This is a genomic window from Micromonospora sp. NPDC050397 (assembly GCF_044901685.1).
Lineage (GTDB): Bacteria > Actinomycetota > Actinomycetes > Mycobacteriales > Micromonosporaceae > Micromonospora_G.
The window spans coordinates 232175-254135 of the sequence record NZ_JBJDPS010000004.1; the positions used below are offsets into that span (position 1 = coordinate 232175).

The 21961-nt window shown below is 70.7% G+C and carries 22 protein-coding genes and 1 pseudogene; 11 read left to right on the plus strand and 12 right to left on the minus strand.

What is annotated here, in order from left to right; all coding sequences use genetic code 11:
- Window positions 1-125 precede the first annotated feature (125 nt).
- Window positions 126-1100: a carbohydrate kinase family protein gene (locus tag ACI2K4_RS16775; protein WP_404512236.1), complete on the plus strand. Its 975-nt coding sequence runs from the start codon at window positions 126-128 to the stop codon at window positions 1098-1100.
- A 58-nt stretch (window positions 1101-1158) separates the two neighbouring features.
- Here ACI2K4_RS16775 and ACI2K4_RS16780 read toward each other — a convergent pair whose 3' ends face one another.
- Together ACI2K4_RS16780 and ACI2K4_RS16785 are read right to left on the minus strand one after the other, a co-directional pair.
- Complete coding sequence (locus ACI2K4_RS16780; protein ID WP_404512238.1) at window positions 1159-1371, minus strand: DUF397 domain-containing protein; 213 nt, start codon at window positions 1369-1371, stop codon at window positions 1159-1161.
- 18 nt (window positions 1372-1389) lie between these two features.
- The gene (locus tag ACI2K4_RS16785; RefSeq protein ID WP_404512240.1) at window positions 1390-2238 is read right to left on the minus strand and encodes a helix-turn-helix domain-containing protein; all 849 of its coding nucleotides are present in this window, start codon (window positions 2236-2238) and stop codon (window positions 1390-1392) included.
- A gap of 111 nt (window positions 2239-2349) precedes the next feature.
- On the opposite strand from ACI2K4_RS16785, the gene ACI2K4_RS16790 reads away from it, so the two are divergent.
- Complete coding sequence (locus ACI2K4_RS16790) at window positions 2350-2730, plus strand: hypothetical protein (RefSeq protein ID WP_404512242.1); 381 nt, start codon at window positions 2350-2352, stop codon at window positions 2728-2730.
- Here the strand turns inward: ACI2K4_RS16790 and ACI2K4_RS16795 are convergent.
- Complete coding sequence (locus ACI2K4_RS16795) at window positions 2706-2945, minus strand: sulfurtransferase TusA family protein (protein WP_404512960.1); 240 nt, start codon at window positions 2943-2945, stop codon at window positions 2706-2708. The two genes, ACI2K4_RS16790 and ACI2K4_RS16795, sit on opposite strands and share 25 nt — an antisense overlap.
- A gap of 71 nt (window positions 2946-3016) precedes the next feature.
- Window positions 3017-4189: a cysteine desulfurase family protein gene (locus tag ACI2K4_RS16800; RefSeq protein WP_404512244.1), complete on the minus strand. Its 1173-nt coding sequence runs from the start codon at window positions 4187-4189 to the stop codon at window positions 3017-3019.
- Between the two features lie 166 nt (window positions 4190-4355).
- On the opposite strand from ACI2K4_RS16800, the gene coxB reads away from it, so the two are divergent.
- Window positions 4356-5300, plus strand: a complete 945-nt coding sequence (gene coxB / locus ACI2K4_RS16805) for a cytochrome c oxidase subunit II (protein WP_404512246.1) — start codon at window positions 4356-4358, stop codon at window positions 5298-5300.
- Between the two features lie 8 nt (window positions 5301-5308).
- Window positions 5309-5734 (plus strand): cytochrome c oxidase subunit 4, encoded by a 426-nt coding sequence (locus ACI2K4_RS16810; RefSeq protein WP_404512248.1) that lies wholly within the window; start codon window positions 5309-5311, stop codon window positions 5732-5734.
- A gap of 193 nt (window positions 5735-5927) precedes the next feature.
- Here the strand turns inward: ACI2K4_RS16810 and trpD are convergent, their stop codons facing one another.
- The 3 genes and pseudogenes from trpD to ACI2K4_RS16825 all read right to left on the minus strand — a co-directional run.
- On the minus strand, window positions 5928-6992 hold the full coding sequence (gene trpD / locus ACI2K4_RS16815) for an anthranilate phosphoribosyltransferase (protein WP_404512250.1): 1065 nt from the start codon (window positions 6990-6992) through the stop codon (window positions 5928-5930).
- A gap of 97 nt (window positions 6993-7089) precedes the next feature.
- Window positions 7090-7500: a hypothetical protein gene (locus tag ACI2K4_RS16820; protein WP_404512252.1), complete on the minus strand. Its 411-nt coding sequence runs from the start codon at window positions 7498-7500 to the stop codon at window positions 7090-7092.
- Window positions 7501-7795: 295 nt separating this feature from the next.
- A pseudogene (locus ACI2K4_RS16825) lies at window positions 7796-8746 on the minus strand (cytochrome c oxidase assembly protein); the annotation flags it as partial.
- A gap of 109 nt (window positions 8747-8855) precedes the next feature.
- Between ACI2K4_RS16825 and ACI2K4_RS16830 the strand changes: the two are divergent.
- From ACI2K4_RS16830 to ACI2K4_RS16850, 5 genes are all read left to right on the plus strand, one after another.
- On the plus strand, window positions 8856-9455 hold the full coding sequence (locus ACI2K4_RS16830; RefSeq protein WP_404512254.1) for a heme-copper oxidase subunit III: 600 nt from the start codon (window positions 8856-8858) through the stop codon (window positions 9453-9455).
- A gap of 74 nt (window positions 9456-9529) precedes the next feature.
- Entirely contained in the window at window positions 9530-10414 is an 885-nt protein-coding gene (locus ACI2K4_RS16835; RefSeq protein ID WP_404512256.1) for a cytochrome c, read from the plus strand.
- A 70-nt stretch (window positions 10415-10484) separates the two neighbouring features.
- Entirely contained in the window at window positions 10485-11570 is a 1086-nt protein-coding gene (locus ACI2K4_RS16840; RefSeq protein WP_404512258.1) for a ubiquinol-cytochrome c reductase iron-sulfur subunit, read from the plus strand.
- Window positions 11567-13192 carry a cytochrome bc complex cytochrome b subunit gene (locus tag ACI2K4_RS16845; RefSeq protein ID WP_404512260.1) on the plus strand — a complete coding sequence of 542 codons (1626 nt, stop codon included), beginning with the start codon at window positions 11567-11569 and terminating at the stop codon, window positions 13190-13192. The genes ACI2K4_RS16840 and ACI2K4_RS16845 overlap by 4 nt, the downstream gene beginning before the upstream one ends.
- Before the next feature lie 264 nt (window positions 13193-13456).
- Window positions 13457-14140: a DUF4142 domain-containing protein gene (locus tag ACI2K4_RS16850; RefSeq protein WP_404512262.1), complete on the plus strand. Its 684-nt coding sequence runs from the start codon at window positions 13457-13459 to the stop codon at window positions 14138-14140.
- 89 nt (window positions 14141-14229) lie between these two features.
- Here ACI2K4_RS16850 and ACI2K4_RS16855 read toward each other — a convergent pair whose 3' ends face one another.
- The 5 genes from ACI2K4_RS16855 to ACI2K4_RS16875 all read right to left on the minus strand — a co-directional run bounded on the left by ACI2K4_RS16855 (window position 14230) and on the right by ACI2K4_RS16875 (window position 19955).
- Window positions 14230-14517, minus strand: a complete 288-nt coding sequence (locus ACI2K4_RS16855; RefSeq protein ID WP_329102623.1) for an Lrp/AsnC ligand binding domain-containing protein — start codon at window positions 14515-14517, stop codon at window positions 14230-14232.
- Between the two features lie 28 nt (window positions 14518-14545).
- Complete coding sequence (locus ACI2K4_RS16860; RefSeq protein ID WP_404512265.1) at window positions 14546-15580, minus strand: NDP-sugar synthase; 1035 nt, start codon at window positions 15578-15580, stop codon at window positions 14546-14548.
- Window positions 15577-16134, minus strand: a complete 558-nt coding sequence (locus ACI2K4_RS16865; RefSeq protein WP_404512267.1) for an NUDIX hydrolase — start codon at window positions 16132-16134, stop codon at window positions 15577-15579. Before ACI2K4_RS16865 ends, ACI2K4_RS16860 begins: the two co-directional genes overlap by 4 nt.
- Window positions 16135-16187: 53 nt before the next feature.
- Complete coding sequence (locus ACI2K4_RS16870; protein ID WP_404512269.1) at window positions 16188-17981, minus strand: RelA/SpoT family protein; 1794 nt, start codon at window positions 17979-17981, stop codon at window positions 16188-16190.
- A gap of 129 nt (window positions 17982-18110) precedes the next feature.
- Window positions 18111-19955 (minus strand): DEDD exonuclease domain-containing protein, encoded by a 1845-nt coding sequence (locus ACI2K4_RS16875; RefSeq protein WP_404512271.1) that lies wholly within the window; start codon window positions 19953-19955, stop codon window positions 18111-18113.
- A 126-nt stretch (window positions 19956-20081) separates the two neighbouring features.
- On the opposite strand from ACI2K4_RS16875, the gene ACI2K4_RS16880 reads away from it, so the two are divergent.
- Window positions 20082-21482, plus strand: a complete 1401-nt coding sequence (locus ACI2K4_RS16880; protein ID WP_404512273.1) for an NYN domain-containing protein — start codon at window positions 20082-20084, stop codon at window positions 21480-21482.
- Window positions 21483-21629: 147 nt separating this feature from the next.
- Window positions 21630-21950, plus strand: a complete 321-nt coding sequence (locus ACI2K4_RS16885; RefSeq protein WP_404512992.1) for a hypothetical protein — start codon at window positions 21630-21632, stop codon at window positions 21948-21950.
- Window positions 21951-21961 lie beyond the last annotated feature (11 nt).

Consider the following 21961-nt stretch of genomic DNA (forward strand, 5'->3'; position numbering starts at 1 on the left):
TTTTGCCCCAACGGAGCCTCCCGTTACGACGCCGTGGCCGTTAACCGACGGAGCGACGACGTGACGATGACCGGGCCGGTAGGCTGACTCGGCTGTACAACCAACACCGACGCGAGGGCGCCGATATGAAGATCGCCGTTACCGGCTCGATCGCCACCGATCACCTCATGCACTTCCCGGGTCGATTTGCCGACCAGCTCATCGCCGACCAGTTGCACAAGGTGTCACTCTCCTTCCTCGTCGACGATCTCGTGCTCCGTCGCGGCGGCGTAGCGGCCAACATCGCCTTCGGCATGGCCCAGCTCGGCCTGAAGCCGATCCTGCTCGGCGCGGTCGGTGCCGACTTCGCCGACTACCGGTCCTGGCTGGAACGGCACGGCGTCGACTGCGAGTCGGTGCACGTCAGCGAGATCGCCCACACCGCGCGCTTCGTCTGCACCACCGACCTGGACATGTGCCAGATCGCCTCGTTCTACGCCGGGGCGATGAGCGAGGCCCGCAACATCGAGTTGGCCCCGGTCGCGGACCGGATCGGCGGCCTCGACCTGGTCCTGGTCAGCGCGAACGACCCGGAGGCGATGATCCGCCACTCCGCCGAGTGCCGGGAGCGCGGCTACCGGTTCGCCGCCGACCCGTCGCAGCAGCTCGCCCGGATGGACGGCTCCGACGTGGTCTCACTGATCGACGGCGCCGAGTACCTGATGACCAACGACTACGAGAAGTCGCTGTTGCAGAGCAAGGCCGGGCTGACCGACGAGCAGCTCCTGGAGCGGGTCAAGGTCCGGGTCACCACGCTGGGCAAGGACGGCGTGGAGATCGCCGGCCGCGACTTCGCCACCTTCCGGGTGCCGATCGCCCGCGAGATCGAGGCGTCCGACCCGACAGGTGTCGGCGACGGCTTCCGGGCCGGCTTCTTCGCCGCGCTCTCCTGGGGTCTCGGCCTGGAGCGGGCCGCCCAGGTCGGCTCGCTGCTCGCCACCCTGGTGCTGGAAACCGTCGGGACCCAGGAGTACGAGGTCCGCCGCGATCTCTTCGTCAAGCGCCTCGCCGAGTCGTACGGCGACCAGGCCGCCGAGGACGTCCAGCCGCACCTGAACTAGTTTCCCGGTTGACGGTCCTGCCGGGCGGCACAGCCCACCCGGCAGGACGCTCCCCCAGTCACCGGCAGACGGGGTCGAAAAGGAAGGCGCTCCAGGCGGAGCGGCTGAAAAGAAGTACGGGGCCGGTCGGGTCCTTGCTGTCGCGTACGGCGACCGACCCGGCGGGGGCGGCGGCCGAGGCGGGTAGGACGGCACACTCGACGCAGTCACCGTTGTTGGTGCTGCGGCTGCTCTTGACCCAGTGGGCGTGGCTCAGGTCGGGGGTGGACACGAGGGGCCTCCGGGGTGGTCAGGCCAGACCGGCCAGCTCCCTGATCATCGCTCGTGAATCGGCGGGGGAGAGGGCGACCTGGCGCAGGTTCTCTGCCACCATGCTATAAGTCCGCACGCTGTCCGGGTCCTGCACGTACATCGCCCCGTCGAGCAGTTCGGTGTAGGCGATCGGCCGGACCTTGCCGAATTCCAGCACCACGAACTTGCCGATCGCGCCTGCCGCGTGCGGGCCGTCCTCGGGGCGGACCACCTGGACCGTGACGTTCGGCAGCTCGGACATGGTGACCAGGTGGGCGAGCTGGTCGCGGCGGGTCTGGTCGCCGTTCACCCGTAGTCGTAGCGCCGCCTCACCGATCACCGCGTGCAGGGTCAGCGGCTCGTCCTCGGTCAACCGGCGGGCCCGGGTCTGCCGGAACGAGACAAAACGTTCGGCGTGGTCCGGTCGGACGAAGCCGGTGCCGATGGTGAGCGCCTGGGCGTACTCCTCCGTCTGCAACAGCCCGGGGATCACCATCGACTCGAAGACAAACGCTCCCTCGGCCAGCCCTTCGAGCCCGACGTACGTCTTGAACCAGTCCGGCATCACGTTCGCCCACGGCGCCCACCAGGTCTTGGCGTCGGAGCGGGTGGCCAGTGAGGTGAGCCGGTCGATCGCCGGTTCGGCGGCGCCGCAGGCCCGCAGCACGGTCCCGATGTCGTCCGGGAACTGCTGGTAGCGGCCGCTCTCCATGTGGCCGAGCTTCGGCTTGCCGATGCCGCTCGCGGTGGCCAACTCGCTCAACGACATCGGTACGTCACGTCGGTAGCGACTCAGCTCGGCGCCGATCAGCCAGCGCAACGCGGAAGGGTCGGTACGAGCGACCACGGGCGGCCTCACCTTCATCGAAGTCGATACGAAGCATCCTGCCGGTAGCTCTTCCATTACGCAAGGGAGTCGACTATACGTATAGCAACGAGAGATGCGTAGGAGGTTGAGATGGACGACGTTCTGCCCCGGCCACCCGCTTCACCGCACGACGAGCCGCTCGGCACCCCCGAGGAGTTCCACCAGCTCATGACCGAGCTTGCCGCCGACTACGCGCCCCGGCGGTTCGCCATCTGCGAGGAGTACGGCGACCGCGTCGACGGGCGGGTCTACGCCTGGGGTGTGGCGTTCGAGGAGCACGCCTGGCTGCAAACCGACGACGACAGCTTCACCGGGCGGTTCGCCAACGCGCCCAGCGCGGCACGGATGCTCGGCCGTACCGGTCGACGGTTGCGGCTGATCTGGATCGACCGGCCCTCAACCGCGTACGTGACCGAGGAGCCGGATCGGCCGCCCCGGAACGAGGGTCACTGGAGGCGGCGGATGTCGTAGGCGGGGGAGTCGCCGACCGTGGTGGCGGCGAGGAACTCCTGGCCGCGCAGCCGGCACCAGGCGGGAAAGTCGAGCGCGGCGGCCGGGTCGTCGGCGAGCACCCGGAGCACCGACCCGACCGGCAGCTCCGGCATCCGACGAGCCGCCGCGATCACCGGCAGTGGGCACCGCTGACCCCGGCAGTCCAGGGTCTCGACGGGCTCGGACGACCCGATCGGCTGCGACGACCTGATCGGCTGCGACGACCCGACCGGCTCGGACGACCCGATTGGAGTGGACGAGTCACTCACAGTCCCACCACCCCGGCCTCGGCCCGTAGGTCGGCGACGACGGTCGGCAGCTCGGCGAGGAAGCGGTCCACCTCGGCGGCGGTGCTCTCCCGGTGCAGCGAGACCCGTACGTTGCCGTGCGACAGCACGCCCATCGCCGCCAGCACGTGCGACGGCTCCAGGGTCGAAGAGGTGCAGGAGGAGCCGGAGGAGACGGCAAAGCCGCGCCGGTCCAGCGCGTGCAGCAGCGCCTCGCCGTCGACGTACAGGCAGGAGAAGGTGACCAGGTGCGGCAGCCGGTCGCTCGGGTCGCCCACCACCTCGATGTCCGGCACGGTCGCGGCGACGGTCGCCCGGATCCGGTCGACCAGCGGCGCGAGCCGGGCCGCCTCGGTGGCGGCGTCGGCGTTCGCCGCCCGCAGCGCCGCGGCGGCAGCCACGATCGCCGGCAGGTTGGCCACCCCGGGCGTACGGCCAGACTCCCGCTCGTCCGCCGGATACGGGGAGAGCCAGCGGATGCCCTTGCGCACCACCAGGATGCCCACCCCCGGCGGCCCGCCCCACTTGTGCGCGCTCGCCGACAGCATCGACCAGCCCTCGGGCACCGGCACCCGACCGACCGACTGGGCCGCGTCGACGTAGAGCGGCACCCCGGCGTCGGCGCAGACCTCGGCCGCCGTGGCCAGTGGCTGTATCGTGCCCACCTCGTGACTCGCCGTGATCAGTGCGGCGAGCGCCACGCCGGGGGCGGTCACCGCCGCCGACCAGGCCGCCGGGTCGAGCCGCCCGAGCTGGTCCACCGGTACGGAGACCGCCTGACCGCCGTCGGCCACGTGCCGCTGCGCGGCGTGCAGCACCGCCGAGTGTTCGATCGCCGAGTGCACCAGGGTCGCGCCCGCGCGGCGGCGCCCGGCCAGGCCGCCGAGCACGGCGGCGTGCGCCGCGGTCGTACCGCTGGCGGTGAAGGAGACCTCGTCCGGACGTACGCCCAGCACCTCGGCGGTCGCGGCCCGGGCGGCGTCGAGGAGCTGGCGGGCCCGGCGGGCCTGGGTGTAGAGCTTGGCCGGGTCGGCCCAGCCATCGGTCAGCGCGGCGAGCAGCGCCTGGCGGGCCACCGGATGCAGCGGCGCGGCGGTGGCGGTGTCGAAGTAGACCGGCGTCGCGCTCTCCGCCGACGGTGCGTCGTTCACAGGTGAACGGTAACCCGTGGCGGATCGAGCAAGATCCCCATTGGGGGACAGAGTGACCCCAGAGCCGTCCGACCCGGAATGGTCGAGTAATCTGCGACCGTCGGTGACGCCTTTGCTGTTGGTTGGGAAAACAGACACCAGCGGCGCGCTAGGGAGGCAGGACCAGGTGGTCGCAAGGGGTTCAGATGTACGGCCCACGGCCGGAAGGCGTAGCCAGCGGCGTAATGCCGTCCGGCTCGCCGGGCTCGGTGTCGGTGGCGCGGCGCTGCTGACCCTGCTCACGGGTTGTGATGTCGGAAAGGCGGTTGACGGCTTCGGTTGGCCGCAGGGCGGAATCACTCCGCAGTCGCACCGGATGTACGACCTCTGGATCGCGTCGGCGATCGCCGCACTCGCGGTTGGTGTCTTCGTCTGGGGCCTGATCTTCTGGTGCATCATCCGATACCGCAAACGCGGTGACTCGTTGCCGGTGCAGACCCGGTTCAACATGCCGATGGAGTTCCTTTACACCATCGCGCCGGTGCTGATCGTTGCCGTGCTCTTCTACTACACCGCGATCATCCAGACCGACGTCGACCGGACCTCGAAGAACCCGGACGTGACCGTCGAGGTGGTCGCGTTCAAGTGGAACTGGCAGTTCAACTACCGCGACGGGATCGGCCCGGACGCCAACACGGTCGCGTCGACGCTCGGCACCACCGAGGTGATTCCGGTGCTGGTGCTGCCGACCGACCGGACCATCCGGTTCGAGGAGACCAGCAAGGACGTCATCCACTCGTTCTGGGTGCCGGAGATGCTGTTCAAGCGGGACGTCTTCCCGGGCAACGTGCGTAACGTCTTCGAGGTCGACCGCCTGACCGCCGAGGGTGCGTACGTCGGCCGGTGCGCCGAACTCTGCGGCACCTACCACTCGATGATGAACTTCGAGCTGCGGGTGGTCTCGCCGACCGAATACGACCAGTTCCTCGCCGCGAAGAAGGCCGGACAGTCGACCCAGGACGCGCTCAAGGCGATCGGCGAGGACCCGTTCGCCACGACGACGGAGCCGTTCAAGACCCGGCGTGACGAGAACAACTTCAACAAGACCAGCGCCGCCGGCGTGGGAAGCTGAGGACGGGCATGAAGTCTGAGTCGCGCCTCTTCGGCATCATCGCGGTCTTCCTGTTCATCGCCACCTTCGTCTACGCCGGCTGGACCGACGGCCAGATGGGCCACGTGGACTGGATCGGCACCACCGCGCTCGCTCTCTCCACCCTGCTGCTGGTGATGTGCGGCGGATTCTTCTGGTTCGTCTCGCGCCGGATCGAGCCCCGCCCGGAGGACCGCCCGGACGCGGAGATCGCGGAAGGCGCCGGTGAGGTCGGCTTCTTCAGCCCGGGCAGCTACTGGCCGTTCGGTCTCGCCGTGGCGGCCAGCATCGCCGGTCTCGGCCTGGTGTTCTGGCTCTGGTGGCTGATCGGTCTCGGCCTGGTCGCGGTGATCTTCTCCGCCTGCGGGCTGCTCTTCGAGTACTACACCGGCACCCGGCGCACCGCCGAGCACTGAACCACCCGGCCGGCGACACACCGCAGCCGGTACGCACCTCGTAAAGCCGTCGACCGGAGACCCGCAACGGGTCCCCGGTCGACGGCTTTTGCGTCTCCCGTCCGGCGGACGAGGCGCGGCGGATCGCCGCACGAGGCGTACCCGGGTGCCGGGCAGGGGCAGGCCCGAGCAGCAGACCGGGGCCGGGGGAGGGTCAGTTCTCCTCGGCGGCCTTGGCCGCGGTGGCGACCTCGATCCAGCGGTCGAGGGTCCTGGCCGCCGCGCCCGAGTCGATCGACTCCTCGGCGATCCGGATGCCCTCGCGCAGCGTGTCGACCAGGTCGCCGTCCAGGCCCCGCTGCGCGGCCAACGCCGCCGCGGTGTTGACCAGCACCGCGTCGCGTACCGGGCCTCGCTCTCCGGCCAGCAGGCGGCGGGCCGCGTCGGCGTTGAAGGTCGCGTCACCGCCGCGCAGGTCGCCCGGGGCGGAGCGGGGCAGGCCGAGGTCGACCGAGTCGAGCACGCTCTCGGTCACCCGCCCGCGATGGGCGGTCCAGACCCGGGTCGGCGCGGCGGTGCTGAACTCGTCCAGGCCGTCCTCACCACGCAACACCAGCACCGAGTCGCCCCGGCCGGCGAACACCCCGGCCATCACCGGTGCCATCCGGGTGTCGAAGCAGCCGACCGCGGCGGCCCGGGGTCGGCCCGGGTTGGTCAGCGGGCCGAGGAAGTTGAACGCGGTCGGCACGCCGAGCTCCCGACGCGGGACCGAGGCGTGTCGCATGCCGGGGTGGAACCGGGCGGCGAAGCAGAAACCAATGCCGGCCTCCTCCACGCAGCGCGCCACGCCGGCCGGGCTGAGGTCGAGCGGGATGCCGAGGAACTCCAGCAGGTCGGCGGCGCCACAGGAGGACGAGGCGGCCCGGTTGCCGTGCTTGACGACCTGTACGCCGGCACCGGCGACCACCATCGCGGTCATGGTGGAGATGTTCACCGTGTGCGCCCGGTCCCCGCCGGTGCCAACCACGTCGACCGCGTTGGCGCGCACCTCGTCCGACAGGTCCACCAGGACCGCGTTGCTCAGCATGGCCTCGACCAGACCGGCCAGCTCGGCGGAGGTCTCGCCCTTGGCCCGCAGCGCCATCGCGAACCCGGCGATCTGCACCGGCGTCGCCGAGCCGGACATGATCTCGCCCATGGCCCACGCGGTATCGGCGGTGGACAGTTCCTCGGCGCGCAGCAGCGCGGCGAGCAGGTTCGACCAGGTCCGTTCGCCCATGGTGGGCCTCCCGAGCGGGGGTTTGGATACGGGCTGTGTCAGGACGTCCCAGGTGCGCCGGTCCGCGCCGGACGGTGCGGACTCGGCCGGGTCGGCGTCAGGCCGCGCTGCTCGCCCCGCTGGCGCGTACGCGCAGGAGGTCGGCGATGGTCTGGCCGGTGGTCACCGGGTCGAGCGGGTGCACCAGGGTCGCGTCGACCTGGGCGTACGCGGCCAGCCAGCGGTCCGCCGCGCGGGCGATCACCAGACAGGTCGGCGGTGCGTCCGCGCGGTCGTCCTTGATCTGCCGGGCGATGCCGAGGCCGCCGGCCGGGCTGGCCTCACCGTCGAGCAGCATCAGGTCGATCTCGTAGTCGTCGACCAGCCGCACGCACTCGTCGTAGCTGGAGGCGTCCACGAACTCGACCGCGAGGTCGGCGGCCGGACGGGTGCCCACGGCGAGGCGCATCCGGTCCCGAACCTGCGGGTCGTCGCTGTAGAGCAGGACGGTGTAAAGGCGTTCGGTCATCGGTCCCAGGGCTCCCAGGTCGTAGCTGCCCGCTGATCGTACCGGTCGCCGCCGGCCGGACCGGTTCCACCCGTGCCCGGGGCCGGGAGTGCCCGGATGGCGGGACCGATGGGTCGCCAGGCGGACGGAGGGGGCGCCGGGATCAGGCGGTGGCGGAGCCGGTGGCGGAGCCGGCGGTGGCGCCGCCGGGCGGGACCGCCGGCGCGTTGTCCGGTCCGGCCGCGTCGCGTGTCCCGACCGGCACGCCCGCCGGGGTGGTGACGTCGGTCTGAGTGTCACCGTCGGCCGTGCCGGCCGACCGGGTGGCGGCGGCGCGTTCGCGGGCCTCCTGGCGGTCGAGTTCGCGGTCGATCCGGCGGGCCTCCCGTTCGGACTGCCGGACCCACTGGAGCACCAGAACCGCGATCATCGTCACGCTGACAAATTCGCCACCCGCCCAGAGCACACCCCCGGCGACCTTCTGGTCGGCCCACGGGTCGGCCCAGCCGAGCGCCAGCGACGGGTACCAGTCACCGCCGAACAGGGTGGAACTCTGCATCACCGTGAGCCCCAACACGGTGTGGAACGGCACCGAGAGCACCATCAGCAGCGCCCGCGCCGGGTACGGCCAGCGCCCCGGCAGCGGGTCGTGCCCGACCAGCGGCCAGAAGAACAGGCAGCCGGTGATGATGAAGTGGGCGTGCACCAACTCGTGCGCGAGCGGGCTCTCCAGGGTCACCCGGTAGAGCCCGGTGAAATAGAGCACGAACGGGTTGACCACGAACAGGCCGAACGCGAACAGCGGGAAGGAGAACACCCGGGCCACCCGGCTGTGCAGCACCGCGAGCAGCCGGCGCCGTGGCGCGCCGGTGAGCGTACGCAGGGCCAGGGTGATCGGCGCGCCGAGCGCGAGGAAGATCGGCGCGACCATGGAGAGCACCATGTGTTGGATCATGTGTACGGAGAGCAACGTCGTGTCGTACGCGTGCAGCCCGCTCACCGTGACCGCCGCGATCGAGCCGAGCCCGGGGCCGATGAACAGCACCGTCCGGGAGACCGGCCAGTGGTCCCCGCGCAGCCGCAACCGGTGTACGCCGTACAGGTAGAGCCCGGCGGCGAGCACCAGTCCGACCGCCAGCCAGCCGTCCAACCTTGTCTCGGTGAACAGGGTGGAGACGGTGAACGGGGGCGGATTGGTGGCCTCGGCCGACGCCAGGGTCGGCGTCAAGGTCGAGGTGAGGGTGGGGATCGGATCGACGCGCAGCACGTTTTTCAGGCTAGGCCAGTCGAACCGGGCGAGGACAACTACCCCGGAACTCGCGCCGGTTTTGCCACCCCGAGGATCGCGGGTGCTGATCGGGGGCAATAATGACCGCGTGACAGCGGCCCCAGCCATTGACAAGAGCCGGATCCACTCTCTGACGCGTCCCAACATGGTCAGCGTCGGGACGATCGTGTGGCTCTCCAGCGAACTGATGTTCTTCGCGGCGCTCTTCGCGATGTACTTCTCCATCCGCGCGGCTGCGCCGGAGCAGTGGGAGAAGCACACCGAGGTGCTCAAGGTTCCGTACGCGACGACGTTCACGGTGATCCTGGTGTTGTCCTCGGTCACCTGCCAGCTCGGCGTCTTTGCCGCGGAGCGGGGTGACGTGCACGCGCTGCGGCGCTGGTTCACGCTCACCTTCGTGATGGGTGTGGTCTTCGTTCTTGGTCAGCTCAACGAGTACCAGCACCTGGTGCACGAGGGCGTGAAGATCAACGCGGATGGCTACGGGTCGATGTTCTATCTGACCACCGGCTTCCACGGCCTACACGTCACCGGCGGTCTGATCGCGTTCATCATCTTCATGATGCGCACCACCATGGGTCGGTTCACCCCGGCTCAGGCCACCTCGGCGATCGTCGTGTCGTACTACTGGCACTTCGTCGACGTCGTGTGGATCGCGCTGTACGGCATGATCTACTGGCTTCAGTGATCATGGCGCCGTCACCTTGCGCGCCGACGCCCCGTCCCTGAGAAAAGGTCGAGAAACCGTTAAGGACACAGGCCATGACTTCTGACACCCCCAGCGCGCGGTCCGGCGGCCCCGGAACGCGCGCCAGCCGGGGCGATCGCCAACGCGGCATCCTCGCGCGAATGCGCGCCAGCCGGTCCGCGCCGCGCAGCCGTGGCCGTCGGCGGCTCGGCGCGGCGGTGCGCCTGGTAGCCGCCCTGATCCTGGCCGGCGGTGCCTACACCGTGTTCGCGCCGGGTCTGCAGGCGCAGGACACCCCGCAGTTGTCCAGTGCGGCGCAGGAGGGCAAGGCGCTCTTCGACGTCAGTTGCGTCTCCTGCCACGGCCGTAACGCCCAGGGCATCGAGGGCCGGGGCCCGAGCCTGGTCGGCGTCGGCTCCGCCTCGGTCGAGTTCCAGGTGAGTTCCGGCCGGATGCCGCTGGGTCGCCAGGAGGCTCAGGCCGAGCGGAAGCCCCCGGTCTTCGACGAGACCCAGACCGAGCAGCTCGGCGCGTACGTCCAGGAGCTCGGCGGCGGACCGGAGATCCCGGAGCACGACCTGCGGGCCGGCGGCAACGTCGCCGAGGGTGGCGAGCTTTACCGGATCAACTGCGCGGCCTGCCACGGCTTCGGTGGTGGCGGCGGCGCGCTCTCGTCGGGCAAGTTCGCCCCGAACCTGAAGCCGGCCACCGACCGGCAGCTCTACGCGGCGATGCTCACCGGCCCGCAGAACATGCCGGTCTTCGGGGACAACCAGATCCGCCCCGACCAGAAGGCCGACATCATCGCGTTCGTCCAGGAGACGCTGAAGCACGAGCAGGACCCGGGTGGTTTCTTCAACCTCGGCCGGTTCGGTCCCTCCACCGAGGGGCTGGCCATCTTCCTGGTGGGCATCGTGGCTCTGGTCTTCACCAGTTTGTGGATTGCGGGGAAGTCGTGAGCGAGCGTAGCGAGCGAATCATGGGCGCTGCCGCCACCCGCGTCGGCGCCGAGCGTTGCGAGGGGATGGCATGAGCGCGGGTACGTCGACACACGGGGCCGAGCCGGAGGAGCTCGATCTGAACGACCCCCGGTTGTCGCACTTCGAGATCATGCGCGAGGGGGCGCGGCGGGACGGCATCGAGATCGTCCACTACGAGCCGCCGTTCCCGATCGTGGGCACCAAGGCGGAGCGCCGGCTCACCCGTACCATCTCGTTGTTCTTCCTCCTCACCGGGCTGGCCTCGCTCGCCTTCCTGGCGATCTACATCTGGTGGCCGTGGGAGTACGAGCCGGGCAGCGGTGACGACAAGGTCTTCACCCCGCTGCTCGGCCTGACCCTGGGGCTGGCCCTGCTCGGCATCGGCTTCGGCATCCTCGCCTGGGGCAAGAAGCTGCTGCCGAAGGAGGTGTCGATCCAGGGTCGGCACGACGGCGGCTCCGATCCGGAGTCGCGCAAGATCGCCGGCAGCACGATCGTCTACATGGCCGAGGAACTGGGCTTCAAGCGTCGCCCGCTGCTCGGGTTCGCCGCCCTGGCCGGCCTCGCGCCGGTGGGTCTGGTCGCGGCCGCGCCGCTGATCGGCGGTCTGATCAAGCAGCCGCACGAGAACAACCAGATGTTCACCACCGGCTGGGCGCCGAAGGACGGGCACAAGGTCCGGCTGACCCGGGAGGACGGCACGCCGCTGCGTCCCGAGGACGTCAGCGCGGGCGGCCAGCTCACGGTCTTCCCGGGCATCGAGGACGGGGTCAGCAACAAGCACGCCGACTCCCCGACGCTCCTGATCCACCTGCGTGACGACGACGCGCGCACCGCGCGCGCCGCCAACGAGGGCGCGGACCACCCGAACTTCATGTGGGGCAACTACATCGCGTTCTCGAAGATCTGCACCCACGCCGGCTGCCCGGCGAGCCTGTACGAGCAGCAGACCAACCGTCTGCTCTGCCCGTGCCACCAGTCGCAGTTCCTGATCACCAACAACGCCCGGCCAGTCTTCGGGCCCGCCAGCCGCCGTCTGCCCCAGCTGCCGATCGAGGTAGACGAGGAAGGCTTCTTCGTGGCGACGTCCGACTTCACCGAGACCGTCGGGCCAGACTTCTGGGAGCGGCCATGAAGCGCCGGAAAATCGACGTAGCAGCGGTCCCGGGCAAGGCGGCCGGTGAGGTCGACGACCGGCTCCAGGTGGCCACCCCGCTGCGCGCGCTGCTGAACAAGGTCTTCCCGGACCACTGGTCGTTCCTGCTGGGCGAGATCGCACTCTTCTCGTTCATCGTGCTCCTGCTGACCGGTGTCTTCCTGACCTTCTTCTTCGAGCCCGCGATGACGGAGGTCACCTACAACGGCAGCTACGCGCCACTGCGTGGAGCGCACATGTCGGCCGCGTACGCCTCCACCCTGGACATCTCGTTCGACGTCCGCGGTGGCCTGATCATGCGGCAGATGCACCACTGGGCCGCGCTGTTGTTCATGGCGTCGATCGTGGTGCACATGCTCCGGATCTTCTTCACCGGCGCGTTCCGCAAGCCGCGTGAGCTGAACTGGATCATCGGTACGCTGCTGTTCTGGATCGGCTTCCTGGCCGGCTTCAGCGGCTACTCGATCCCGGACGACGGCCTCTCCGGCACCGGTCTGCGGATCGCCTCGGCGATCATGCTCTCCATCCCGGTGATCGGCTCCTGGGTCACCTCGTCCATCTTCGGTGGCGAGTTCCCCGGCGACATCATCATCAGCCGGTTCTACATCGCCCACGTGCTGCTGATCCCGGGTCTGCTGCTGGCGCTGATCAGCGCTCACCTGGGTCTGGTCTTCAAGCAGAAGCACACCCAGTGGCCCGGCCCCGGCCGGACCAACACCAACGTGGTCGGGGAGCGGATGTTCCCCCGGTACGCGTTGAAGCAGGGCGGCTTCTTCATGATCGTCTTCGGCGTGATCGCGCTGCTCGGCGGTCTGTTCCAGATCAACCCGATCTGGCTCTTCGGCCCGTACGAGGCGTGGGTGGTCTCCTCGGCCAGCCAGCCCGACTGGTACGTCATGTTCCTCGACGGGTCGACCCGGTTGATGCCGGCCTGGCAGATCAACATCCCGATCGGTGACGGGTACGTCATCCCGCCGCTCTTCTGGCCGACGGTGGTGCTACCGGGCATCCTGACCATGTTGCCGATCTTCTACCCGTTCATCGAAGCGCGGTTGAACAAGGACAACAAGATCCACAACCTGCTCCAGCGCCCCCGGGACAACCCGAGCCGTACCGCGCTCGGCGCCATGGCGGTCTCGTTCTACCTGGTGCTGACCCTGTCCGGGGCGAACGACGTGATCGCGGACAAGTTCTTCATCAGCCTGAACGCGATGACCTGGGCCGGCCGGATCGGTCTGATCATCGTGCCGCCGCTGGCCTACTACGTCACGTACCGGCTCTGCCTGGGTCTCCAGCAGCACGACCGTGAGGTGTTGGCACACGGCGTCGAAACCGGCATCATCCGCCGGCTGCCGGACGGTCGCTTCATCGAGGTGCACCAGCCGCTGGCCGACACCGACGAGCACGGCCACGGCGAGCTCGAGTACGTCGGCTGGGTGGTGCCGAAGAAGATGAACCGGCTCGGCGCGCTCGGCCCGGCCGTCAAGGGGTTCTTCTACCCGATCGAGAAGCCGGTCGAAGCCCCGGTCTCGCCCGGCCACCCGCCGGTCGAACCGCGCCCCGACCGCGAGGAGATCGGCAGCACGGGCAACAAGCACTAACAGCCCCCGAAACACCCACACGTGGCGCCCGCCGGACACCCGGCGGGCGCCACGCCCTTTCTCGCTCCGCCGCCCCACCCCCCGCTGGGCGCGTCCGACCTGAAAGCGCGATTGATCATGAGGTTGCCGCGCTCCGGACGCGCGTGGACCGCGACAACCTCATGATCAACGCGTTTCGGGCCAGCGGGATGGCTGGGATTGGTTGCGTGTGTGCCCGGCAACGGGGTAAGCCCCTGCTGTCCAACGATGCGAGGGGGGAAGCACATGTTGGCTGTCAAACGCTTGGGGATAGGCGCTGGTCTGGCGATGCTCGGACTGGCACTGGTGGGCCTCGCGCCGGCCACCGCCGCACATGGCGCGGCCGCGCCGTCCCAGCAGGATTCGCAGTACCTACAGGCGATTCACCAGGCCAACCTGGCCGAGATCGCCACCGGGAACCTGGCCCGGCAGAACGGTACGAACAAGCAGGTACAAGACCTGGGGTCACAGTTTGTGATGGACCACGCCCAGTTGGACAAGCAGGTGCAGAGCACCGCCTCGTCCACCGGCGTGACCCTGCCCGACTCGCCGACGCCGGACCAGCAGGCGGTGCTGAGCCAGTTGCAGGGGACCAGCGGCGCCGCGTTCGACACCCAATGGATCTCGGCGGAGTTGACCGCGCACCTGAAGAACATCCAGGCGACCCAGACCGAGCTGGCACAGGGCTCGGACCCGGCGGTCAAGAAGGTGGCCCAGGCGGCCCTGCCGAAGCTACAGATGCACTTCGACGAGCTGCTGCAACTGGCCCGGAAGTTGGGTGTGCCGGTGCCGGCCAACCCGTCGGTCGGACCGACCCCGAACCCGAGCGCGCCGAGCCCGGGACGCTCCTCGGGGTCGCCGAGCCCGCGCGGTAGCAGCACCCAGTCCGGTCCCGGGGCGACACTCTCGCCCAACCCGGGCATCAGCTGACCGCGAGCTGTTGAAGGAAGGGCCCCTTGTTAACGCATAGCGTTAACAAGGGGCCCTTCCTTGCATGCGTGCGGGGGGAGGGGTGGGAGTCAGTCCGCGTCGGCGAGGCCGATCGCGAACGCCTCCTCCAGGTCGTGTTGCGAGTAGGCGCGGAAGGCGATGTGTGACTCGGTGTTCATCACGCCCGGCACCTTCGAGATCCGACCGGCGATCACCTCGGCGATCTGGTCGAACTCGCGTACGCGTACGACGGCGATCAGGTCGACGTTGCCGGCGACCGAGTAGACCTCGCTGACCCCCGGCTGGGCGGCGAGTGCCTCGGCCACCTCGGGAATCGAGTCGGTCGCGCAGTCGATGAGGACGATCGCGGTGATCACCGTCGGGCTCCTTTCGTGGGCCTGTCGCTCATGCTAGAGGGTCACCGACGGTCACGGTCAGGTCGCGGCCGACCCGGATCGCCCGTTCGAGCCGCTCGTCCTCGGCCACCGTGCCGCCGGGCCAGACCACCGCGTCGCGTACGGTCCCGTGGACCTCGGCGCCGGCACCGATCACCGCCCGTCGGCAGCGCCCGTCGACCGTCGCGCCGGGGTCGACCAGGTTGCCACCACCGGCGGCGTGCAGGTTGGCGGCGAGGTAGTCGGCCGGGGTCCCGGTGTCCAGGTACGTGCCGGCGAACGGCACCACGGTCAGTTCGCCGACCGCCTCGGCCGGTCGCCAGACCGTCTTGACCAGTTCGGCCGGCTCCACCGGCAGGTCCCGCACGTAGTGCCAGGGCAGCAGCGAGAAGCCGGCGAACCGGTGGCCGTCGAAGCCGTACGGCTCGGTCGGGTCGGTGATCGGCTGGCCGAGCAGGCGTACGGTCCGGCCGTCCCAGCCGGCGAGCAGCGCGGCGATGTCCGGCCCCGGTGGCGCCTGCGGGTCGGCCAGGTAACTGTCGGCGTTGCCCACCAGCACGCCGCGACCGTCGATCCAGTCGCGCAGGTTGGCCACCCCACCGGAGGTGCCCAGCGGCGCGCCCGGCTCCACCGACAGGTGTGCCCGGTCGCCGACCTGCCGGACCACCTGGTCGCCGAGGTAGCAGGCGTTGACCGCGACCCGTTCGGGGCCGGTGAAGCCCAGTGCGGCCACCCGCTCCAGCGCCCGGTCGAGCAGCGGTACGTTCCCGATCGGACAGAGCGCCTTCGGCACCCGCTCGGTCAGCGGGCGCAGCCGGGTGCCCTCACCGGCGGCGAGGATGATCGCGCAGACGCCGTCCGGTGCCGTACCGCCCGCTGGCCCGCCGCCCGGGTAGCCGCTTCCCGCCGCCCCGCCCGCAGGCCCACGGCCCGGTGAGCCGCTTACCGCCGCCCCGCCCGCTGGCCCGCTCTCCGGTGCCCCGCCCGCTGGCCCGCGCGCCGCCCCGCTCTCCGGTGCCCCGCCGCGCGGTGAGCCGCCGCTCATGCCGTACCGGTGCGGGACGCGGTGCCGGGGTCCGCCTCGTCCGGTGCCGGTACGCCGGCCAGCGGGCCGATGCCGTACCGGCCGAGCAGGCGCGCCGTGGCGGTGGTCAGCCGGGGCAGGTCGTCCAGCGGGTGCCAGGCGGCCTCGTAGACCTCGCCACCGTCCACCCGCAGCGGTGTGCTGGCCGCCGGCACCCGCGCCTCGAAGACACAGTCGACCCAGCCCTTGAGGTGGATCACCGCGTTCGGCGTGGCCGGGGTGAGCTGGTCCGGGCTCAACCGGATGCCGGACTCCTCGTGCAGCTCCCGGGCCGCGCCGACGATCGGCTCCTCGTGCCGCTGGAGCAGCCCGGCCGGCAGGCTCCAGCCGTTGCCCGGCGGCTGGCGCAGCAACAGCAGTCGACCAGGCTCCGGAGCCTCGCTGTCGTAGACCAGCGTCACCGCGCCCACGATGTACTTGGGCACGGCCATGCGGACCAGTTTCCGCCGTACCGGGTGGGGGAGCCGGTAGAAGGCACGGTAGAACAGGGCCCGGGTCGATCGACGGGTGATCACGCCACCAGGCTAGAGGTCGCGGGGACGGTCGGGGTCAGCCGGGGCACGATGACCTATTCGGGCTGGTCGACCAGAGCGATCAGACGGTTGACCACCATGTCCGGCTCGATCGCCCGGTCGACCACCGCCACCAGCATGGTTTCCAGGTCGGGATAACCCAACTCCTCGGAGAGCCGGCGCAGCGGCAGGTCGTTGGCCAGGCCACGGTCGTGCTTGCGCAGGGTCAGTCCGATCGTGGCGCGGCCGAGGCGGACCTTGTCCGCGATCGAGATGCCCGGCTCCTGGTGCTCGGCGAAGTACCGGTTGATCTGCATCTGGGCGTGCGGCGACTTGACGAACTCCAGCCACTCCCGACGCGGCCCGGACGCGGGCTCGGTCGCCGCGTCGACCTCGTTCTGCCCGTCCGCCTCGGTGAAGATCTCCACCACGTCGCCCTCGTCGAGCGGGGAGGCGAGCGGCACCAGCCGGCCGTTGATCTTCGCCGCGAGGCAGTGGTCGCCCTTGTGGATACTCAGCTCGTACGCCAGGTCGACCGGGGTGGAGCCGGCCGGAAGCACGATCTGCCGCCCCTCGGCGAAGACCTGGATCTGGCTCTCCGCCAGGTCCCCGCGCAGCGACTGGAGGAACTGCGCCGAGTCCGACATCTCCTGTTCCCAGTCGAGCACCCGGCGCAGCCAGTCGAGCTGGTCGGTGTTGCTGCCGGTGCTGGCGGCGGACTGGGGGAACCTGAACTCGGCGGCGATGCCGTACTCCGCCGACTGGTGCATCGCCTTGGTCCGGATCAGCACCTCGACGGTCTGCTCCTCCGGGCCGATCACCGTGGTGTGCAACGAGCGGTAGAGGTTGTTCTTGGGCGAGGCGATGAAGTCCTTGAACCGGCCGGCGACCGGGCGCCACTCGCCGTGGATCGCGCCCAGCGCGGCGTAACAGTCGGTGTCCGGGCCGTCCACCACTATCGCGATCCGGGGCAGGTCGAACGGGACCGAGTGTTCCCCGGCCACGGTGTCCTTCCAGATCGAGTAGTAGTGCCGGGGGCGGGCCTCGACCATGCTGACCACCCGGTCGCGGCGGAGCACCACCTTGGCCCGGCCGACCACGTCCTGGAGGTAACTCGACCACCGTGGACGGTTGGTGACGTGCTCCTCGATCCGGGCGTACTGCTCCGGTTCGAGGTGCATCAGCACCACGTCGTCGAGCTCGCGCTTGAGCGCCTGGATGCCGAGCCGGTCACAGAGCGGGACCAGCACATCCAGGGTGGCGCGGGCGATCCGGGCCCGGGAGGCGGGGGAGCGGACCCCGAGGGTACGCATGTTGTGCAGCCGGTCGGCCAGCTTGATGATCAGCACTCGGACGTCCTTGCCGGCCGCGATGATCATCTTGCGGATGGTCTCCGCCTCGGCGGCCTTGCCGTAGAACGCCTTGTCGAACTTGGTCACCCCGTCGACCAGGTGCGCCACCTCGGGTCCGAAGTCGTCGGTCAGTGCCTGGAGGGTGTAGCGGGTGTCCTCCACTGTGTCGTGCAGCAGCGCCGCGACCAGGGTGGTGGTGTCCATGCCCAGGTCGGCGCAGATCTCCGCGACCGCCAGCGGATGGGTGATGTACGGCTCGCCGCTCTTGCGGAACTGCCCCCGGTGCATGTTCTCGGCGATGGTGTAGCCCCGGCGCAGCACCGTCGTGTCGGCGCTCGGGTGGATGCCCCGGTGGCTGCGAACCAGATGGGTCACCGGGTCGTCCTCGGCGGGTGACCAGGACAGCAGTGACCGCAGGCGTCTGGTCAGCGGTAACTCGGCCGGTCGGGTCGTCGGGGCGCCTCCGAGAGCGGCGCCGTGTCCGGCGTCGACGTCCACGCGGAGACACCTCCTCACCAAGCTGCCGTACGGCCTCGTCCAGCCGTACGGGAGCAGCCCGTCGAAACGGGCAGGACTGCACTTCCTTAACAGCCTAGTTGGGTTGACGTAGTCCTATCGGTCAGTTGCTCATAGGCGTTCGGTCGAGAGTTGGGTCGACGACGCCGCCTCGGCCTTGGCGAGCAGGTCCCGGAAGCGCGCCGCGCCGCGTACCGGCGAGGCCCATCCGGCGGACGCCTCGACCAGTCGGGTCTCCGGTCGCTCTAACCAGGCCAGGATCCGTTCGGTCTCCTCGGCCGAGGCACTCGGCACCGGACCGTGTCCGGGCAGGACCGTCTCGGCGGTGGACCGGACCAGGTCGAGCACCGGACGCGGGTGCACACCCGGTGGTGCGGTCGCCGCACCGGCCAGCCGGCCGTGCCGGACCAGCGCCAGCTCCCAACCCCCGGCCTCGGTGCGCCGGGCCGCCGCCAGCTCGCCGATCCGGGTCAGCCCGGCCAGCCGCTGCATCCGCAGGGCGGCCCGGAGCACCGCGACCAGTCGGCCGCGAGCGGTGGCCGCCTCCTCGTACCGCTGCTCGGCCGCCAGCGTGTCGATCCGGCCGAGCAACGCGTCGACCACCACCTGCGGATCCTCCATGGTCGCCACCCGCAGCGGGATGGTCGCGCGGCGCTCGTACTCCTCCGGGGAGATCCGGTGCTCGCAGGGCGCGTCGCATCTGCCCAGCTCGGCCAGGGCGCAGGCCGGCGTGGTGGTCCTGGTGGAGAGGCGGTGCGTGCACTGGCGCAGTGGCACCGCGTCGTGTAGCCCGGCCGCCGCCAGCTCCGCGCCACGGGTCGAGCTGAACGGCCCCAGGTAGGCGTCGTCGGTCGGCGCGAGCTGCCGGACCACGGACAACCGGGGGTACGCCTCCGTGGTCAGCTTCAGCCACACCTTCCGTTCCGGGAACTTCGACCGCCGGTTGTACGGCGGCGCGTGCGCGGCGATCAGGCGCAGCTCCCTCACCTCGGCCTCCAGCGCGTGCGCGCACTCGACCGCCTCGACCCGCTCGGCCGAGGCGAGCATCTCCGACATCCGGGCCCGCTTCTCCGAGGCGGTGAAGTAGCTGCGCACCCGGGTCGCGATGTCGCCGGAGGTGCCGACGTAGAGCGGCCGGTCGTCGGCGGCCCGGAAGATGTAGACCCCGGGGGACTTCGGCAGCCCGTCGGCCAGGTAACGCTTGCGCCGCTGGGTCGGGGTGACGGCCCGGGCGAACTCGATCGTGTCGCCCAGGGTGTGCACGCCGTGCCCGCCGAGCCGGGCGATCAGCCCGTGCAGTACGTCGACGGTGGCCTGGGCGTCGTCCAGCGCCCGGTGGCTCGGCTGGCGCGGGGTACGGAAGTACGCCGCCAGCGTGCCCAGCTTGCGGTTCGGCACCTCGTCCCGGGTGAGCACCCGGCGGGCCAGCGCGGCGGTGTCGAGCACCCGGGGGTTGGGCCAGGGGTGTCCGAGCTGGGCGCAGGCGGCCTTGAGGAAGCCGACGTCGTACGGCGCGTTGTGGGCGACCAGCACCGCGCCCCGGATGAACTCCAGGAAGCTCGGCAGCACCTCGGCGATCCGGGGGGCCGGCAGGAGCATCGCCTGGGTGATCCCGGTCAGCACGGTGATGAACGGCGGGATCGGCTGGTCCGGGTTGACCAGCGTGGCGAGCGTGCCCAACTCGGCGCCGCCGCGCACCCTGACCGCGCCGATCTCGGTGATCCCGCCGCCGTCCGGTGCTCCGCCGGTGGTCTCCAGGTCCACCACCACGAAGGTGGTCTGGAACAGCGGCAGCTCGTCCGAGGTGTCGGAGTCGGTGAGCAGCCCGTCCAGGGTGCCCTGGACGTAGCCGGGCCGGGTGGTGCCCTGGACGTAGCCGGGCCGGGTGGTGTCCTGGCCGCCGGTGCGGGGAAGCGGCGGCCCGGCCCAGCCCACCGTCGATTCGGGTTGTGCCATTCGGGCAGGTTAGGACCTGGGTACGACACGGTGACCCCATACGTACCGCTGGTCACACCCGTACCGGCAGAAGAGATCATCTGAGTCATCGGGCGCACCGACCGTCGGCGGTGGGAGACTTGCCACATGCCCCTTACCGATCCGACCGACGACCACCTCCCCGAACCCGGGGAGGCGGCCGTGCCGGCCGTGGACGGGGATGGTGGCCAGGACGAGCACCTGGACCTCGAACCGGAGCCGGTGCTGCCCGAGCCGGTCCGGCAGCGGATCGTCGCGCTGACCGCCGTGGCCCTGCCCGGCCTGCCCGCCGAAGAGGTGCCGGTGCCGCTGCGCCGGGTGGCCAAGTTCGCCCCCAACCGGCGGGCCCGGCTCGGCGCACCGATGATCGCAGCCCAGCTCGCCGCCGACCCGCTGTTCCGGCAACGGGTCACCCACCGGGTGCTCGCCGACGCGGGAGACCTGGGCGCGGCCGTGGTCTCCGGGACCGCGCCGGCCGCCGCCGACCCGGTCGAGGTCGCCGCGCTGGCGTACCTGGTCCGGCCGCGCGGCTGGCGTGACCTGGTCGAGACGGCCGGGGTCGCGGTCCGCGCCGAGGCGGACAGCGCGGTCGTCGCCGAGCTGGTCCGCGAGGCCGAGCAGCGTGCCACCCGGGCCGAGCACGACCGCGCGGTCGCCCGGGTCGAGGCGGAGAAGCTCCGCGACGAGGTGGCCCGGGTACGCGAGGAACTCGGGCAGTTGCGCGAGGAGGCGAGGGTGCTGGCCCGCTCCCTGCGCGAGACCCAGGCCCGCGAGCGCAAGGCGACCGAGATGCTGGCCACCGAGAAGGGGCGGGCGGCCCGGCTGCACGCCGACCACGATGCCGAACTGCGCCGCGTCCGGGCCCGGTTGGCCGAGGCCGAGGCGGTGGCCGGCGCCACCCGGCAGACCGCCAAGGAGGCGCGCTCGGTCGACGACGCCCGACTCTGGTTGCTGCTGGAGACGATCGGGCAGGCCGCCGTCGGCCTGCGCCGGGAACTGGCACTCGACCCGGCCGACCGGATGCCCGCCGACTACGTGGCCGACGCGTTCGCCGAGCGCCCGGCGGCGGCGACGTCGGCCCGCGCCCTGGACACCGACGACCCGGCCCGGCTCGACGAACTGCTCACCATGCCCCGGGTGCACCTGGTGGCGGACGGGTACAACGTCACCAAGCGGGGCTTCGGCGAGATGTCGCTGGAGCAGCAGCGCAAACGCCTGATCACCGGCCTCGGCGGGCTGGCCGCCCAGACCGGTGCCGAGGTGACCGTGGTCTTCGACGGCGCCGAGCGGATGCACGGACTCCCGCCTGCCCCGCGCGGCGTACGGGTGCTCTTCTCCCGCAAGGGGGAGACCGCCGACGACCTGATCCGCCGGCTGGTCCGGGCCGAACCGGCCGGCCGCCCGGTGGTGGTGGTCTCCTCCGACCGCGAGGTCGCCGACGGCGTACGCCGGCACGGCGCCTACCCCCTCGGCGCCGACTCCCTCCTCCGCCGCCTCGCCCGCTCGTGAAAGGAAGGGCCCCTTGTTATCGCTTTTTGTATAACAAGGGGCCCTTCCTAACGCTGGGACGATTTGTCGTACCCCTCACTTAGCGTCGATGTAACTGACGGTGGCCGGAGCGCGACAACGGTTCGGCCGCACCGCTGAGGAGGAGCGATGCTCATCGACTGCGACAGTTGCGCGGTACGCGGACCGGCCTGCGACGGTTGCCTGGTCAGCGCCCTGATCGACCGGCCACCTGCCGAGGCGGGCCTGACCTCGGACGAACACCGGGCGATCGAGGTTCTCACCCGAGCGGGGTTCGAGGTCACGGTGCTCTCCGGGCCGTCGTCGGCGGCCGTGCCGCTTCCGGGGCCGTCGTCGGCGGCTCTGCCGCTTTCTGGGCCGTCGTCGGCGGCCGTGCCGCTTCCGGGGCTGTCGTCGGCGGCCGTGCCGCTCGGTTCGGCCCGTGGGTCCCGCCGCCGCCGGGTCGCCTGACCGCTGCCCGT

Coding starts and splice junctions, on each gene's coding strand:
- ACI2K4_RS16845 (WP_404512260.1), top strand. CDS start 11,567: ATGAAGCGCCGGAAAATCGACGTAGCAGCGGTCCCGGGCAAGGCGGCC.
- ACI2K4_RS16820 (WP_404512252.1), bottom strand. CDS start 7,500: ATGACCGAACGCCTTTACACCGTCCTGCTCTACAGCGACGACCCGCAG.
- ACI2K4_RS16850 (WP_404512262.1), top strand. CDS start 13,457: ATGTTGGCTGTCAAACGCTTGGGGATAGGCGCTGGTCTGGCGATGCTC.
- trpD (WP_404512250.1), bottom strand. CDS start 6,992: ATGGGCGAACGGACCTGGTCGAACCTGCTCGCCGCGCTGCTGCGCGCC.
- ACI2K4_RS16840 (WP_404512258.1), top strand. CDS start 10,485: ATGAGCGCGGGTACGTCGACACACGGGGCCGAGCCGGAGGAGCTCGAT.
- ACI2K4_RS16880 (WP_404512273.1), top strand. CDS start 20,082: ATGCCCCTTACCGATCCGACCGACGACCACCTCCCCGAACCCGGGGAG.
- ACI2K4_RS16885 (WP_404512992.1), top strand. CDS start 21,630: ATGCTCATCGACTGCGACAGTTGCGCGGTACGCGGACCGGCCTGCGAC.
- ACI2K4_RS16790 (WP_404512242.1), top strand. CDS start 2,350: ATGGACGACGTTCTGCCCCGGCCACCCGCTTCACCGCACGACGAGCCG.
- ACI2K4_RS16875 (WP_404512271.1), bottom strand. CDS start 19,955: ATGGCACAACCCGAATCGACGGTGGGCTGGGCCGGGCCGCCGCTTCCC.
- ACI2K4_RS16810 (WP_404512248.1), top strand. CDS start 5,309: ATGAAGTCTGAGTCGCGCCTCTTCGGCATCATCGCGGTCTTCCTGTTC.
- ACI2K4_RS16775 (WP_404512236.1), top strand. CDS start 126: ATGAAGATCGCCGTTACCGGCTCGATCGCCACCGATCACCTCATGCAC.
- ACI2K4_RS16835 (WP_404512256.1), top strand. CDS start 9,530: ATGACTTCTGACACCCCCAGCGCGCGGTCCGGCGGCCCCGGAACGCGC.
- ACI2K4_RS16860 (WP_404512265.1), bottom strand. CDS start 15,580: ATGAGCGGCGGCTCACCGCGCGGCGGGGCACCGGAGAGCGGGGCGGCG.